Genomic DNA, 14,650 nt, shown 5'->3' with positions numbered 1-14,650 from the left:
AAAGTGCAAACTATAAATAAAATTTAGCGACCCGCATTCCAGATAAGGCGTCCAACCTCACCCGCTGCATCCTTGGTCCACGCTTCCATCATAGCGAAATGCGGAATCAACTGAGATTCCTGATACCAACGATCATTGATCGCCGGACTCATGCCGATCAGCGCCACGATAGCGACGATAATTAAACCGCCTCTCGCTGCGCCAAAGCCAATTCCTAAAATTCGATCCGTCGCGGACAGGCCAGTAGCCTCAATCAACGCGCCGATTAACTTATTGATAAGTACGCCAACGATAAGGGTGGCAATAAACAGAATAGCAAATGCTGCGACAACGCGTACGGAGGGTGTCTCTATATAAGGTTCTAGTAGGAAGGAGAGAGACTGAGAAAACAGGCGCGCAACGATAAAAGCTGATACCCAGGTAACCAGAGACAAGGCTTCGCGTACAAAGCCGCGCTTCAAACTAAACAAGCTTGAAATCGCGATGATGGTTAATATTGTCCAGTCAGCCCAGTTCATTTTCACTGCTCATAGAAATTGCCGGCATTTTAACAGAGTTTTCACTACCACTAAACGCCATTATTACTGCGTCGTAAAACGTACAATCATGCCACTAAGGCCGAAATCTTTCTTAAGCTGAGCCTTTAAACCTTCCAAACGCGATTTCTGGAATTCAGGCCCAACATAAACTTTAACCAACTCACCCTGTTTACGGGTAAAAACTTTATAACCTTCGGAGATGAGTTGCTTGCGCAGGCTCTTAGCATTGGCTTCGTCTTTAAAGCTAGCTAATTGCAGAGTCCAGGCCACAGGAACCCCTTGCTGATCTAAAACAGGCTGATCCTTACGCACATCCAACGCGATCTTTTCTTTTTCGACACGTTTTTCAATACGCTCTTTAACCACCGCATCTTGTTCAGGAATGACAACGGGCTCTTTAGGTTCAGCCGGAACAGAAGTATCCGGAAGAGGTTTATTTTTAGGTGTAATGCGAACAATTTCTGGACGTTCAGGTGCTTCTGGAATTTCAGATTTGAGATGACGCTCTTTATAACCGGAACCGTCAAAGAGCAGAGGAAAAATAATAGCTGCAGAAACCAGAATAACAGCCAGCCCAACCAGGCGATATTTTACCTTTTGTTGCATCTACTTTTCCTTGCCCAATTCTGACAACGCATCGCTAACAGTGAAGAATGATCCAGCGATAATAACATTCTCTTCGGCGTTGGTGTGCTTTTTGATCTGTTCTATCGCAGATTTAACGGTATCCGCTTGCAACGCATGCACCCCAGAAGGGAGCAGTGCTGCCAAAGCGCTGGCTTTTTGTCCGCGAGGCACATTCAGATCAGTTAAATAGATGCTATCAACGACCGGTGTTATCAAGTCTATAACCTGCTGGCAGTCCTTATCTGCCAGCATACCCAGCAATAAAGTAACAGGCTTCGGCATATCCTTAATGCGTTTTGCCAATAGCTCTGCGGCTTCTGGGTTATGTGCTACATCAAGCCAGTAGTTAACACCATCGACCTCAAGCTTCTGCATACGGCCAGTTAACGTAGCCGTCTGTAGCCCCGTTTTGATCTGGTCGGCACTGACATTTAATGGGATATGCTGACAAACCTGAATCGCGGTAGAGGCATTTTGCAGTGGTAACGATGGTAAGGGCAGGTCATTGATTATCTGCTCAGAACCATCCGCATTTAATCCTTTCCAATGCCAGCCTTTTTTAGTTTTCTCAAAACTGAACTGCTGGTCTGCCTGATAAAGCTCCGCTCCGATATCAGCTGCATATTTGGCAACTGAAACAGGCGGGTTTAGATCGCCACAGATAGCCGGCTTATCCGCACGGAAAATGCCCGACTTTTCATGGCCTATAAACTCACGGTCATCGCCCAGCCAATCAACATGGTCTATCGAAACTGTTGTTACTACCGAAACATCCGCATCAATGATATTGACCGCATCCAAGCGCCCCCCAAGACCCACCTCAAGTAGTACAAGATCTGGCTTGGTATCTGCAAAGATAATTAGCGCCGCCAGGGTTCCAAATTCAAAGTAAGTTAGTGGAATCTGCCCTCGCGCCTGATCGATACGTTCAAACGCGTCGCAAAGCTGTTCGTCAGTGGCTTCAAGGCCATTAAGCCTGACTCGCTCGTTATAGCGCAGGAAATGTGGCGAAGTATAGGCACCCACTGAATAACCCGCTTGTAGATAGATACTACTAAGATAGCTAACGGTGGAGCCTTTCCCATTGGTCCCAGCCACGGTAACCACAGTAGACGAAGACAAGTCCAACTGAAGTTCATCAGCAACGCGGCTGACTCGATCCAGTCCAAGATCAATCTCTGCGGTGTGGCATTGCTCCATCCAGGAGAGCCACTGCGTTAAGTTCATCTCTTTTGCCATATCTACTATCGACCAGCGGGTAATTCTTTTAAGTTTACTTAGATCAAAAAAGAAAAAGGCCGGCGTTTACACGTCGGCCAATTTGTCTATCTCGGCTATTGGTTATTGAGCTTCAGGTGCCGGCGGCACTTCGCTTTCAGAAACCACTTCACCTTCAACCGTTTCAACCGGAGCAATCGGCGCCGCATGAGTGAATTTGCGTAAAATTCGCCCTACTTTCTCGCGCATTTCGCCACGGTTAACGATCATATCCACCTGACCATGTTCCAATAGGAATTCAGAACGCTGGAAACCTTCAGGCAGCTTCTCACGAACAGTCTGCTCGATTACACGTGGGCCTGCAAAACCCATCAGCGCTTTAGGTTCAGCGATATTTAAATCACCCAACATTGCCAATGAAGCGGATACACCACCGTAAACAGGGTCTGTTAGAACAGAGATGTATGGCGTCCCTTGAAGGCGCAGCTTCTCCAGAATTGCACTGGTCTTAGCCATCTGGAACAAAGAGAACAATGCTTCCTGCATTCGTGCACCACCCGATGCAGAGAAACAGATAAACGGAATATTCTCTTCCAGCGCAATATTTGCAGCACGAACAAAGCGTTCGCCTACAACGGCACCCATAGAACCACCCATGAAGCTAAATTCAAAAGCAACCGCAACCACAGGCATGCCTTCCAGCTCACCACGCATAGCGATCAGGGCGTCTTTCTCATCTGTGCTCTTCTGAGCAGCCGACAGACGTTCCTTATACTTTTTAGAATCCTTAAACTTCAGGCGATCGATTGGTTCAACATCTGTACCCAATTCCTGACGATTACCTTCGTCCAGGAACAACTCAAGGCGACGACGCGCATTGAGACGCATGTGATGATCACATTTCGGACAAACATTCAGATTCTTTTCCAGCTCTGGGCGGTACAGAACCGATTCACATTTTGGGCATTTTTTCCAAAGGCCTTCCGGGATATTGGAGCGTTTCTTATCTGTACGCGCCAGGGAAGGAACAATTTTTTCCAGCCAGTTACTCATCTTTTTTAAAAAACCTTATTAGCTGTCCATTGCGGTACGCATATCGTTGATAATTGCAGCGACTTCAGGGGCAATATTGTCCTGATCTTTTACCAATTCTGCAATCTTATTTACCAGTACACTACCGACAATTACGCCCTCAGCAACTTTGGATACCGACGTTGCAGATTCTGCATCTTTGATACCAAAACCAACGCCAAGTGGCAGGTCAGTGTACTTTCGCACCACTTCAAGTTTGTTAGCAACCGACTGAACATCCAGCGATGCTGAGCCAGTTACACCTTTTACCGATACATAATACAGGTAACCACTGCCATTTTCGCACACATATTTAACGCGTGACTCTTCAGTAGTTGGCGCCAACAGATAGATGGTATCGATATCATGCTCACGCATGATCTGATTAAACTCCTGAGACTCTTCCGGTGGAAGATCCACAGTCAGCACACCATCAACACCCGCCTTCTGAGCTTCTTGAGCGAAACGCTCATAACCTAGAATCTCAATCGGATTTAGATAGCCCATCAATACGATCGGTGTAACATCATCTTTCTGACGAAATTCAGCGACCATTTCCAGCACATCAGTCAGACGCGTGTTATGCATAAGCGCACGCTCACAAGCCAACTGGATAACCGGACCATCGGCCATTGGATCTGAGAATGGTACTCCCAGTTCAATAACGTCTGCACCGGCCTCTACCATGGCGTGTAACAGACCAACTGTTACACCTGGTGCCGGGTCACCTGCTGTTACATAGGGAATAAGCGCTTTACGCCCTTCCGTTTTAAGCTTTGTAAAGCTTGAAGAAATTCGACTCATTTTCCTTATCTCCGCACAAATCAGATATTGATGCCATCGATCTGTGCGACCGTATGAATATCTTTATCACCACGACCAGACAAGTTCACAACAATTGTCTGATCTTTATCCATCTCTTTTGCCAACTTCATCGCATAAGCCACTGCATGGCTCGATTCAATTGCAGGCATGATACCTTCAACACGGGTCAGCGCACGGAATGCATCCATCGCTTCCTCATCGGTTGCGTCAACGTAAGTTGCACGCCCTGTATCCTTGAGGTACGCATGCTCAGGACCAACACCAGGGTAATCAAGACCCGCAGATACAGAATGCGTACCCAGAATCTGACCACCTTCGTCGGACATCAGGTAAGTACGATTACCGTGAAGTACCCCAGGGCTACCGGCAGAAAGGGGCGCCGCGTGCTGACCTGTTTCGACGCCATAGCCGCCCGCTTCAACGCCATACATTTTCACATCAGCATCTTCAATAAACGGATGGAAAAGGCCGATCGCATTAGAGCCACCACCTACACAGGCGACCAACGCATCAGGTAAACGACCCGTTTGATCTAAACATTGCTGACGCGCTTCGCGGCCAATAACGCACTGGAAGTCACGCACCAGCTTTGGATACGGGTGTGGACCTGCCGCTGTACCGATAATGTAGAAGGTGTTATCAACGTTAGTTACCCAATCACGCATCGCTTCATTCATCGCATCTTTTAGCGTACGTGTACCTGACTCAACAGAGATAACCTCAGCGCCAAGCAGCTTCATACGATAAACATTCAATGCCTGACGCTGAACGTCTTCTGCACCCATGTATACCTGGCATTCCAGACCCAGACGAGCCGCAACAGTCGCCGAAGCTACACCATGCTGCCCTGCACCCGTTTCAGCAATTACACGGGGCTTACCTGTGTATTTTGCCAACAATGCCTGACCAATAGTGTTATTAACTTTATGGGCACCCGTGTGGTTCAGATCTTCACGCTTCAGAAAGATCTTCGCGCCACCGACTTTTTCAGTCAGATGCTTGGCGAAGTATAAGGGTGAAGGACGTCCAACATAGTGCGCCAGATCGCGGTCAAATTCTTCCTGGAACGCTGGATCTCGCCACAATTTCTCATAAGTTTCTTCTAACTGCTTCAGTGCAGCCATCAGAGTTTCAGATACGAAACGACCACCGTAAGGGCCAAAGTGGCCATTACTATCGGGCAACTGAGAAAGTGCTTTAAGATCTATGTTAGTTGGCACGGGTTACCTCATTTACAAACATATTAATTTTATTGGCATCTTTAATGCCTTTGCTTTGTTCAACACCACCACTGACATCGACAGCATAAGGGGTTACTGCAGCAACAGCCTGTGCCACGTTGCCGCTGTCGAGCCCTCCAGCCAAGATGATAGGTGCGGGATGTTGCTCAGGGATACGATCCCAATCAAAAATCTCACCGGTCCCCCCAGGCATACCTGGGCGATAGGCATCCAGTAAGATTGCCTGAGCTGAAGAGAAACTTGCCACTTCGGCGTTAAGATCCAACTCAGGTTTCATTCTTAGTGCTTTGATGTAAGGCCGGCTAAAACTGTTGCAGAACGCCTCATCTTCATCACCGTGGAATTGCAACAAATCGATACGTGCATCACGGATAACCAGATCAACGAATTCACGTTCGGCATTTACAAAAAGCGCAGTAGTGGTAACAAATGCAGGTAACTGAGCAATAATCTCAGCTGCCTGTTTAACCTCAACGGATCGTGGACTTGGCGCATAAAAAACGAAGCCAAGCGCATCTGCACCCGCCTCAATTGCTGTCAACGCATCCTCAAGACGGGTAATGCCACATATTTTTACGCGAGTTCTTGCCACAGAATTACATCACTTGAACAAAATCAGACTGCAGATTCTAGCAGATTCCAGACAGCTTCGTCAGTTAACTAAGCAAGGAAATAGGGGCCAATTTGTGATTTTGGCAGGTCAAATTCCTCAGGGTACTTGGCATCCACAAAATATAAGCCGAACGGCGGCGCTGTCACCCCTCCCTGACGTCGATCACGGGCATCCAAAACCTCTTTTGCCCAGATAGGTTCAGCTTCGCCACAGCCTATCGTCATCAGCACCCCTGCAAAGTTACGAATCATATGATGAAGAAAAGCATTTGCTCGAACATCCAGTATGACTAAACGCCCTTCTCGATAGACATTGAACTCTTTCACGGTTCTGACCGGGCTGTGTGCCTGACACCCTACCGCCCTATAGGAGGTAAAATCATGCTCGCCTACAAGATGCTTGACCGCTTCCTGCATACGCGCTACATCCATCTCCTTGTAGGTCCAAGTAATGCCTTTGGGCAAAATTGCCGGTTTCACTGGATTAGAATAGATAAGGTAACGATAGCGCCTTTCCAGGGCTGAGAATCGCGCATGAAAACTTTCAGGTACCTGTTTAGCCCACTGGATGGCAATATCATCCGGCAGATTGGTGTTAGTACCCATCACCCAGGCACGCTCGTCGCGCCTTACGGGGCTATCGAAATGGATAATCTGATAGGTTGCATTAACTCTCGCGTCAGTTCGGCCAGCGCAAATCACTGATACCGGTGCATTCGCAATTTTTGAAAGCGCTTTTTCTACTGTCGCCTGTATGCTGGGCACATCACCTTCGCGCTGGATCTGCCAACCACGATATTCTGCACCCGAATATTCAACACACAGAGCATAACGATAAGGGGCGATCGAAATCGCCCCTGTCTCAGAGCCTTGCGGCTCGATACTACTTTTTTCTGTCATTCTATTTTTCGTTTATGGACTTAATCAGCGCTTGCGCCTCTTGTTTCTGCTCATCGCTGCCTTCGGAAGCAATCTCTTCCAGGATATCTTTCGCACCTTCAAAGTCTTCCATGTCCATGTATGCACGAGCTAAATCCAGCTTAGTTTCGACCTCATCCGCTCCCTCAAGCAGATTCAAACCTGCCAGTTCATCAAAATCTTCATCCACTGACATGTCCTCGTCATCCACTACACTTTCTTCAAGATCTAAATCACCATCTGAACCGTTCAGTAATGCATCAAGTTCAGAATCAAGATCAGCTTCCAAATCCTCTGATGCTGAATCATCACCTTCAAGCTCGACCTCATCACTACCCGAAGTAGCTGCTACAGCGGCTGCCGCTGCTGCACCACCGGCCGCAGTTGCCGCAAGATCCATATCCAGATCATCCAGCATTGAGTCAAGATCATCAGTAGCACTATCCGATTCAGACTCAGCTTTTTCTGCGATTTCAGCTTCAAGTTCTTCGGCCATCTCCTGATCGGTTTGCTCATCAACCTGCGCCAGAAGATCATCAAGCGTACTATCAGATTCCAGCTCATCCAGATTAATTTCATCATCAGGCTCTAACTGACCAGTCAAAACTTCCTCATCGGGGTCAGGGTTTGCAGCAAGCATGGCCTCAAGGTCGGCATCAGTATCTTCGCCACTTTCGGCATCTCCCGAAAGATCAGACATATCCAGATCTTCGGCCAGCAACGCTTCTAGCTCATCTTCAGCACTTTCCGATACATCGGCCGAAGACCCAGGAGATTCAACCTCATCGATTTCAACATCTTCGAGTACTGAATCCAGATCACCCAAACCATCATCTTCACCCGCTTCAGCTGCAAGCGCCTGTATATCATCGTCTGAAACAGAGTCGAGTAACTCATCAAGCCCCGTTTCATCGAGCTGTTCTTCTGCCGTTTCTTCAAGCTCACTCAGATCGGCTAAATCTTCTACCTGATCAGTCGCATCAGACTCTTCAGGGATCTCGAGATCAGGCATTTCATCAACTACGAAATCAAGCTCCTCTTCTACATCATCAGATGCAGCCTCTTCCAGCTCAACGTCTTGCGTTTCTTCGACCAGCTCCTCTTCCGGTGCATCTACACTGAATTCAAGATCGGTATCATCTTCTTCCGCAGCCTCAACTTCCTCTGTAGTATCAGGAGCTTCAGGCTCAGGCTCAGCCACATCAAATTCAAGATCTGAATCATCCAAACCAAGGTCGATCTCATCTTCAGAATCATCAGCCTCAGAAAGAATATCATCGAGCGCATCATCAGCATCTTCGCCGAGAATATCGTCTAACTCATCGGGTTCTTCAGCCGCAGCTTCCTCAGTTTCAACCTCGCCCAGAATATCGTCTAAGGCATCAGTTTCCTCGGTGATCTCTTCTACAACGTCATCAGTTGCTGCCTCTTCAGTCTCTGAAGTCTCTTCAAGCAACGCATCGAGGCTGTCATCTACATCAGAATCTACAGGCTCATCGTCAAGATCATCATCCAGGCCTAAATCGAATTCATCGTCATCAAGCAGCTCTTCTGCATCTGACGCTTCATCTACAGTATCAAGGATATCGCTGGCCGTTGAATCTTCTTCAAGATCCAGGTCCATATCCATATCCAGATCCAGATCATCCAAATCTTCCAGATCACTGTCATCAGTCAGATCCAGCTCTGTGTCTTCAGAAAGGTCCAGATCAGAGTCATCTAATAGGTCTTCATCATCACCTATTTCAAGATCATCGGCATCTTCCAATGACTCCAGGTCATCTGCTGCTTCAGCATCAGCTGCTTCATCTGTTTCTGCAGACTCCTCAGCTTCAGCTTCAACTTCAGGCTCACTGGTATCCAGATCATCTGGAACCTGCACTAGCCCTTCATCTGCACCTTCATCCTCATCTTTTTTACCGCGACGCAGGAAGAAGAACAAACCACCGAGCAGCGCAATGAGCGCTGCACCAATTCCACCCAGAATGGTTGGCGACTGCAGAATAGAATCTATTAAACTTTTTTCTGGTGGAGGCGGAGGTGGTGGAGGCGGTGCAGCTTTAGCCTGCTCTGCCTGCTGCTGGAGCGCTGAAAGCTCTTTATCTTTAAGCTCCAGCATCTCGCGCAATTTTTCCAGTTCGTACTGGATAGAATCAAGGCGCTGATTCAGCTCTTCATTTTCACGAGAAATCTTATCAACATTTTCTAATGACTGACTCAGGCGATCTTCTAATTCCTGATTACGCTCAATCAGCGCAGCTTTTTCATCATCAGCTTCTGCACCCTCTTCAGATTTCATCTCTTCAGAAGCAGGCTTTTCAGCTTCTGCATCTTCAGATTCCGCATCAGACTGATCGGTTGCCATACCGTCTTCAGGCTCAATGCTATCTTTAGGGGTAACAATCTTCAGTTCTGCAGCTTTTTCATCCTCTGGAGCGGGCGCTGGCTCTTCAGGCACAACCTCAGTTACGGCCTTCTTTTTGGAAGCCTCCAAAGGTTCTTTTTTTTCAGTCCCTTGAGATTTCCATTCTGACGTCTGACGAACAACCTCCAGGGCTGCATCGTTCGCATTCATGCGATTAATCTCTTCCATTGTTGGAAGATCTAAAATCACACCTGCTTTAAGTTTGTTGATGTTGTTATCAACAAATGCATGCGGGTTCTTTTTCTGCAAAGCGATCATCATCTTCTTAGCAGAAACAGACGTGCTCGGCCTGTGCTTTACAGCAATAGACCAAAGCGTGTCTTTAGTATCTACGTATACCTGGTTCGAACCACCTGCCAGTGTTCGCGGTTGCGATTTAACCGATTTGGAACTGACTTGAGACGAACTAGACGCGGGATAAGTAGCTGGCTGAACAGTTTTCTGTACGGGGGTTGGGTCAAATACAGGCGGATCAAGTAGAAGCGTATATTCCCGAACCAAGCGTCCGTTAGGCCAGTTTACTTCAACGAGGAAGTTAAGGAATGGCTCTCTTACAGGGCGATCCGAGCGCAACAGAATGGTACCTGTACCATCTGGGTTGACCTTAACCTGGAAGCTAACATCGGTTAGAAAACGGGATTTATCCAACCCGGCGAGCGCGAACTCGTCGATATCAGCCATTCTTGGCTGGATTTGTAGCGGGCCGAGCTTCCTGACCTGAAGCAGATTAATCTCTGCATTAAGCGGCTCATTCAGCGCAGACTTAACTTTGATTTCACCCAGACCAAGCGCATTAGCGTTGGTGGCACTTATAATCCCTGCTACGGCAAGGCTGACGGCGAGTTTTCGCAACATCATCAGTTTCCCTTGTTCCCATACATCCCTAAATCACCAAGGACCTAAGGATTTCGAATCCGAAATCTTCTCACAGTATTGTTTATAAACTGCTTACGGGTCAAGGGAATACAAACAACTGTTTGCATTTCCCCTTACAAAACCGCCTTAAATATACTGCTGGGTCAATAATTCTGCTATTTGAACACTGTTAAGCGCGGCACCCTTGCGAACATTATCGGCTGCAACCCATAAATTTATAGCATTTTCACAGGAAATATCTTCCCGGATTCGACTAACGAATACCTCATCATTCTTTGCAGCTTCAGTCACAGGCGTTGCATAACCTCCCTCTTCAGAGCTATCTACCACTTCGACACCTGCAGAATGACCAAGCAACTCCCTAACCTCTTCCGCACTGATCGGATCCCAACATTCTATATGAACCGCTTCGCTATGGCCGAAGAAAACAGGCACCCTTACACAGGTCGGATTAACCATAATCGATTCATCTCCGAGAATTTTTTGTGTTTCCCAGACCATTTTCATCTCTTCGCGGCTATACCCGTTTTCCTGTAGCTCATCAATCAGCGGCAGAACATTGAAGGCGATCTGCTTAGGGTACACATTTGTTTCCGGTGTTTGCGCATTAAGTAGCTTTGCAGTCTGGCCTGCCAACTCTTCGACACCACTTTTACCAGATCCCGATACAGCCTGATAGGTCGCAACATTGATGCGTTTCACAGAGGCATGCCTGTGAATAGGCGCAACGGCAAGCAGCATCTGAATGGTTGAACAATTTGGATTAGCAATAATGCCACGATTTGGGTACTCAGCCACTGCCTCTGGATTCACCTCAGGCACAACCAGCGGAACATCGTACTCATACCGGAATGCGGATGTATTATCGATAACAATACAACCCTGATCCGCTGCGATCTGAGCGTACTCTTCAGATACCGCACCACCCGCAGTAAAGAATGCGATCTGCGCTTGCGAAAAATCAAAATCATCTATTGCAACAACCCGGTGGGACTTATCATTATATTGCAGGGTTTTACCCGCACTGTTCTCACTTGCCACCAAGAACAACTCAGCAACAGGAAACTCTCGCTGCTCAAGAATTTCCAGAATTGCTTCACCCACCATACCCGTTGCACCAACAACGGCGACATTGTAACCCTGACTCATTTCTCTTCTTCCAAAAACAAACCAGCCCGATCATTGTCGGGCTGGTTAAAAAACATCAATTCAAAAAGACGATTAATCTTCCAGCAATATTCTCAGCATACGACGAAGTGGTTCAGCCGCACCCCACAACAACTGATCACCTACGCTAAATGCATTCAGGTACTCATCACCCAGATTCATTTTACGCAGACGACCTACCGGTACACTCAAAGTGCCAGTGACTTTAGCAGGGGTTAATTCCTGAGCTGTAATATCTCGCTCATTAGGGATCACTTTAACCCAGTCATTTGCTTCTGCAAGCATGGACTCGACTTCATCCATAGGTACATTCTGCTTCAGCTTGATAGTGAACGCCTGGCTATGACAACGCATAGCACCGATACGTACACAAGTACCATCAATTGGAATTGGGCTATCACCCAGGCCCAGAATCTTGTTAGTTTCAGCGTATGCTTTCCACTCTTCACGGCTCTGGCCATTATCCAGCTTGGTATCGATCCAAGGGATCAAAGAACCCGCTAGTGGCACACCAAAGTTATCAACAGGCATTGCATCACTGCGGATCGTTTCAGCTACCTGACGATCAATATCAAGAATAGCAGAAGCCGGATTAGCAAGATCTGCCGCAACGGATTCTTTAATGATACCCATCTGTGAGATCAACTCGCGCATATGACGAGCACCACCACCAGAAGCTGCCTGATAAGTCATGGACGTCATCCACTCAACCAGGTCGTTTTTGAACAGGCCACCTAAGCCCATCAGCATCAGCGAAACTGTGCAGTTACCACCCACATAGGTTTTAACACCGTTAGCCAGGCCATCTTTGATTACATTCATGTTTACCGGATCCAGCACGATAATTGCGCTGTCATCCATACGCAGGGATGATGCTGCATCGATCCAGTAACCTTCCCAACCCGCACCACGCAGATCAGCATAAACCTGTTTCGTGTAGTCACCACCCTGACAGGAAATAATCGCATCCATCTGTTTCAATTCTTCAATGGATGTCGCATCTTTCAGCGCAGGAATCGTTTTACCAATATCCGGACCTGCCTGACCTACCTGGGATGTCGTGAAGAAGACCGGTTCTTCGATATGATCGAAATCACGTTCTTCCATCATGCGTTGCATAAGCACGGAACCTACCATTCCACGCCAGCCAACAAAACCTACACGTTTCATTAAATTCACCAAATGATCAAATATAAACAACAAAGCCGGTACCGCCATCGATACCAGCTTTCGTAACCTCTGAGTGACTCAGAGAGGGCATAATTATGCCTGAAATCTGTCGGGGAGACTATGGCAATCTACGTTACTAGATCGCCTTATCAGCAAATTACTGCAGCGCAGCAACTACCGCATCACCCATTTCAGATGTAGATACCTGCTGCATACCTTCAGACATAATGTCAGCAGTACGCAGATTCTGATCTAGCACTTTGCTCACTGCCGCTTCAATACGGTCAGCCGTTTCGCCAGCACCCAGAGAGTAACGCAGCATCATCGCCGCAGACAGAATAGTCGCCAGCGGGTTAGCCAGGCCCTGACCTGCGATATCAGGCGCAGAACCATGACAAGGCTCGTACATACCTTTACCGCTCTCATCCAGAGAAGCAGAAGGCAGCATACCGATGGAGCCGGTCAGCATGGCAGCAGCATCCGATAGAATGTCGCCAAACATGTTGCCCGTTACCATAACGTCAAACTGCTTAGGTGCACGCACCAACTGCATCGCTGCATTGTCGACGTACATATGACTTAGCTCTACTTCTGGGTATTCCTTGGCTAGGTCTTCCATAATTTCACGCCACAGAACTGTTACTTCCAGTACATTAGCCTTGTCTACAGAACACAAACGCTTATCGCGCGCCATAGCCGCCTCAAACGCAACACGACCGATACGACGGATCTCATTCTCATCGTAAACATAAGTGTTGTAACCTTCGCGGATACCACCCTCTTTCTCACGGACACCACGTGGCTGACCGAAGTAAATACCCCCCGTCAGTTCACGTACAATCAGAATATCCAGGCCAGATACCACTTCAGGCTTCAAGGTAGACGCGTGTGCCAGCTGCGGGTAAAGAATAGCTGGGCGCAGGTTACCGAAAAGCTCCAGTTGGGAACGAATACCCAGCAGACCTTTTTCAGGACGGATCTGGAAATCAGGATTGGTATCCCACTTAGGACCACCCACAGCACCCAGCAGAATCGCATCAGAAGCTTTAGCCGCCTCAAGCGTTGCATCTGGCAGAGGTACGCCTTCAGCATCAATCGCAGCACCACCCAGCAGCGCTTCAGTCAGTTCCAGACCCAGGTTATCCTGCTCATTTACTAGTTCCAGAACACGACGTGCCTCTGTAACAATTTCTGGACCGATGCCATCACCCGGCAGAATCAATACGTTTTTAGACATTTTTTATAACCTTTCCACTTACCTCGAAACGAGGCTTTATATTCTTTTCTAATTGCCGACGCTATTATTTAATAGCGTCGAACAACCATGGCGCACTCTGACGACGCTTCTCTTCGTAAGCCTTAATATCATCTGCATGCTGCAATGTAAGGCCAATATCATCTAAACCATTTAACAAGCAGTGCTTACGGAAATCATCAATCTCAAAAGCCATCTCTTCACCAGAAGGCGTTTTAACAACCTGATTTTCCAGATCAACGGTTAGCTCGTAACCCTCAGTTGTGGCTACTTCATTAAACAACTGATCAACTTGCTCTTCGCTCAAAATGATCGGCAACAAACCATTTTTGAAGCAGTTGTTATAGAAAATTTCGGCAAAGCTTGGCGCAATCACAGAGCGGATACCAAAATCATCCAAAGCCCAAGGCGCGTGCTCACGGCTTGAACCGCAACCGAAGTTTTCACGCGCAAGTAGAACGCTTGTGCCTTTATAACGCGGCAAGTTCAAAACGAACTCTTCGTTCAACGGGCGGCCAGCGCAATCCTGATCCGGCTGACCTTCATCCAGATAACGCAGTTCATCAAACAGGTTTTTACCAAAACCTGAACGTTTGATAGATTTCAAAAACTGCTTTGGAATAATCATATCGGTATCAACATTGGCACGATCCAATGGAGCTGCGATACCTGTGTGCAAAGTAAACTTGTTCATGTCGCTCTCCTG

The 14,650-nt window shown here is 47.5% G+C and carries 13 protein-coding genes; all 13 read right to left on the bottom strand.

Going from position 1 to position 14,650, the window contains the following annotated elements; all coding sequences use genetic code 11:
- Positions 1 to 23: 23 nt before the first annotated feature.
- Positions 24 to 518, bottom strand: a complete 495-nt coding sequence (locus MED92_RS17140; RefSeq protein ID WP_007022852.1) for a CvpA family protein — start codon at positions 516 to 518, stop codon at positions 24 to 26.
- A gap of 63 nt (positions 519 to 581) precedes the next feature.
- A complete protein-coding gene (locus tag MED92_RS17135; protein ID WP_007022851.1) occupies positions 582 to 1,145 on the bottom strand; it encodes an SPOR domain-containing protein in 564 nt (187 codons plus the stop codon).
- The gene (folC, locus tag MED92_RS17130; protein ID WP_238321528.1) at positions 1,146 to 2,393 is read right to left on the bottom strand and encodes a bifunctional tetrahydrofolate synthase/dihydrofolate synthase; all 1,248 of its coding nucleotides are present in this window, start codon (positions 2,391 to 2,393) and stop codon (positions 1,146 to 1,148) included.
- Positions 2,394 to 2,507: 114 nt separating this feature from the next.
- Positions 2,508 to 3,437 carry an acetyl-CoA carboxylase, carboxyltransferase subunit beta gene (gene accD, locus MED92_RS17125; protein WP_007022849.1) on the bottom strand — a complete coding sequence of 310 codons (930 nt, stop codon included), beginning with the start codon at positions 3,435 to 3,437 and terminating at the stop codon, positions 2,508 to 2,510.
- 18 nt (positions 3,438 to 3,455) lie between these two features.
- Positions 3,456 to 4,259 (bottom strand): tryptophan synthase subunit alpha, encoded by an 804-nt coding sequence (gene trpA / locus MED92_RS17120; protein WP_007022848.1) that lies wholly within the window; start codon positions 4,257 to 4,259, stop codon positions 3,456 to 3,458.
- Positions 4,260 to 4,279: 20 nt separating this feature from the next.
- Positions 4,280 to 5,500: a tryptophan synthase subunit beta gene (gene trpB / locus MED92_RS17115; protein WP_007022847.1), complete on the bottom strand. Its 1,221-nt coding sequence runs from the start codon at positions 5,498 to 5,500 to the stop codon at positions 4,280 to 4,282.
- A complete protein-coding gene (locus MED92_RS17110) occupies positions 5,490 to 6,113 on the bottom strand; it encodes a phosphoribosylanthranilate isomerase (RefSeq protein ID WP_007022846.1) in 624 nt (207 codons plus the stop codon). The genes trpB and MED92_RS17110 overlap by 11 nt, the downstream gene beginning before the upstream one ends.
- Before the next feature lie 68 nt (positions 6,114 to 6,181).
- Positions 6,182 to 7,033: a tRNA pseudouridine(38-40) synthase TruA gene (gene truA, locus MED92_RS17105; RefSeq protein WP_007022845.1), complete on the bottom strand. Its 852-nt coding sequence runs from the start codon at positions 7,031 to 7,033 to the stop codon at positions 6,182 to 6,184.
- A 1-nt stretch (position 7,034) separates the two neighbouring features.
- Positions 7,035 to 10,334, bottom strand: a complete 3,300-nt coding sequence (locus MED92_RS17100; RefSeq protein WP_040663192.1) for a FimV/HubP family polar landmark protein — start codon at positions 10,332 to 10,334, stop codon at positions 7,035 to 7,037.
- A gap of 144 nt (positions 10,335 to 10,478) precedes the next feature.
- On the bottom strand, positions 10,479 to 11,501 hold the full coding sequence (locus MED92_RS17095) for an aspartate-semialdehyde dehydrogenase (protein WP_007022843.1): 1,023 nt from the start codon (positions 11,499 to 11,501) through the stop codon (positions 10,479 to 10,481).
- Positions 11,502 to 11,573: 72 nt separating this feature from the next.
- Positions 11,574 to 12,689, bottom strand: a complete 1,116-nt coding sequence (gene asd / locus MED92_RS17090) for an aspartate-semialdehyde dehydrogenase (RefSeq protein ID WP_007022842.1) — start codon at positions 12,687 to 12,689, stop codon at positions 11,574 to 11,576.
- A gap of 157 nt (positions 12,690 to 12,846) precedes the next feature.
- The gene (gene leuB / locus MED92_RS17085; protein WP_007022841.1) at positions 12,847 to 13,926 is read right to left on the bottom strand and encodes a 3-isopropylmalate dehydrogenase; all 1,080 of its coding nucleotides are present in this window, start codon (positions 13,924 to 13,926) and stop codon (positions 12,847 to 12,849) included.
- 64 nt (positions 13,927 to 13,990) lie between these two features.
- The gene (leuD, locus tag MED92_RS17080) at positions 13,991 to 14,638 is read right to left on the bottom strand and encodes a 3-isopropylmalate dehydratase small subunit (RefSeq protein WP_007022840.1); all 648 of its coding nucleotides are present in this window, start codon (positions 14,636 to 14,638) and stop codon (positions 13,991 to 13,993) included.
- Between the last annotated feature and the right edge of the window lie 12 nt (positions 14,639 to 14,650).

Source organism: Neptuniibacter caesariensis (assembly GCF_000153345.1).
Lineage (GTDB): Bacteria > Pseudomonadota > Gammaproteobacteria > Pseudomonadales > Balneatricaceae > Neptuniibacter > Neptuniibacter caesariensis.
This window is presented reverse-complemented; position numbering and strand designations above follow the sequence as displayed.

Excerpts from the sequence above, each read along its gene's own strand:
- MED92_RS17100 (WP_040663192.1), bottom strand. The coding sequence starts at position 10,334 with ATGATGTTGCGAAAACTCGCCGTCAGCCTTGCCGTAGCAGGGATTATA.
- leuB (WP_007022841.1), bottom strand. The coding sequence starts at position 13,926 with ATGTCTAAAAACGTATTGATTCTGCCGGGTGATGGCATCGGTCCAGAA.
- truA (WP_007022845.1), bottom strand. The coding sequence starts at position 7,033 with ATGACAGAAAAAAGTAGTATCGAGCCGCAAGGCTCTGAGACAGGGGCG.
- asd (WP_007022842.1), bottom strand. The coding sequence starts at position 12,689 with ATGAAACGTGTAGGTTTTGTTGGCTGGCGTGGAATGGTAGGTTCCGTG.
- trpA (WP_007022848.1), bottom strand. The coding sequence starts at position 4,259 with ATGAGTCGAATTTCTTCAAGCTTTACAAAGCTTAAAACGGAAGGGCGT.
- MED92_RS17135 (WP_007022851.1), bottom strand. The coding sequence starts at position 1,145 with ATGCAACAAAAGGTAAAATATCGCCTGGTTGGGCTGGCTGTTATTCTG.
- leuD (WP_007022840.1), bottom strand. The coding sequence starts at position 14,638 with ATGAACAAGTTTACTTTGCACACAGGTATCGCAGCTCCATTGGATCGT.
- MED92_RS17095 (WP_007022843.1), bottom strand. The coding sequence starts at position 11,501 with ATGAGTCAGGGTTACAATGTCGCCGTTGTTGGTGCAACGGGTATGGTG.
- MED92_RS17140 (WP_007022852.1), bottom strand. The coding sequence starts at position 518 with ATGAACTGGGCTGACTGGACAATATTAACCATCATCGCGATTTCAAGC.
- accD (WP_007022849.1), bottom strand. The coding sequence starts at position 3,437 with ATGAGTAACTGGCTGGAAAAAATTGTTCCTTCCCTGGCGCGTACAGAT.
- folC (WP_238321528.1), bottom strand. The coding sequence starts at position 2,393 with ATGAACTTAACGCAGTGGCTCTCCTGGATGGAGCAATGCCACACCGCA.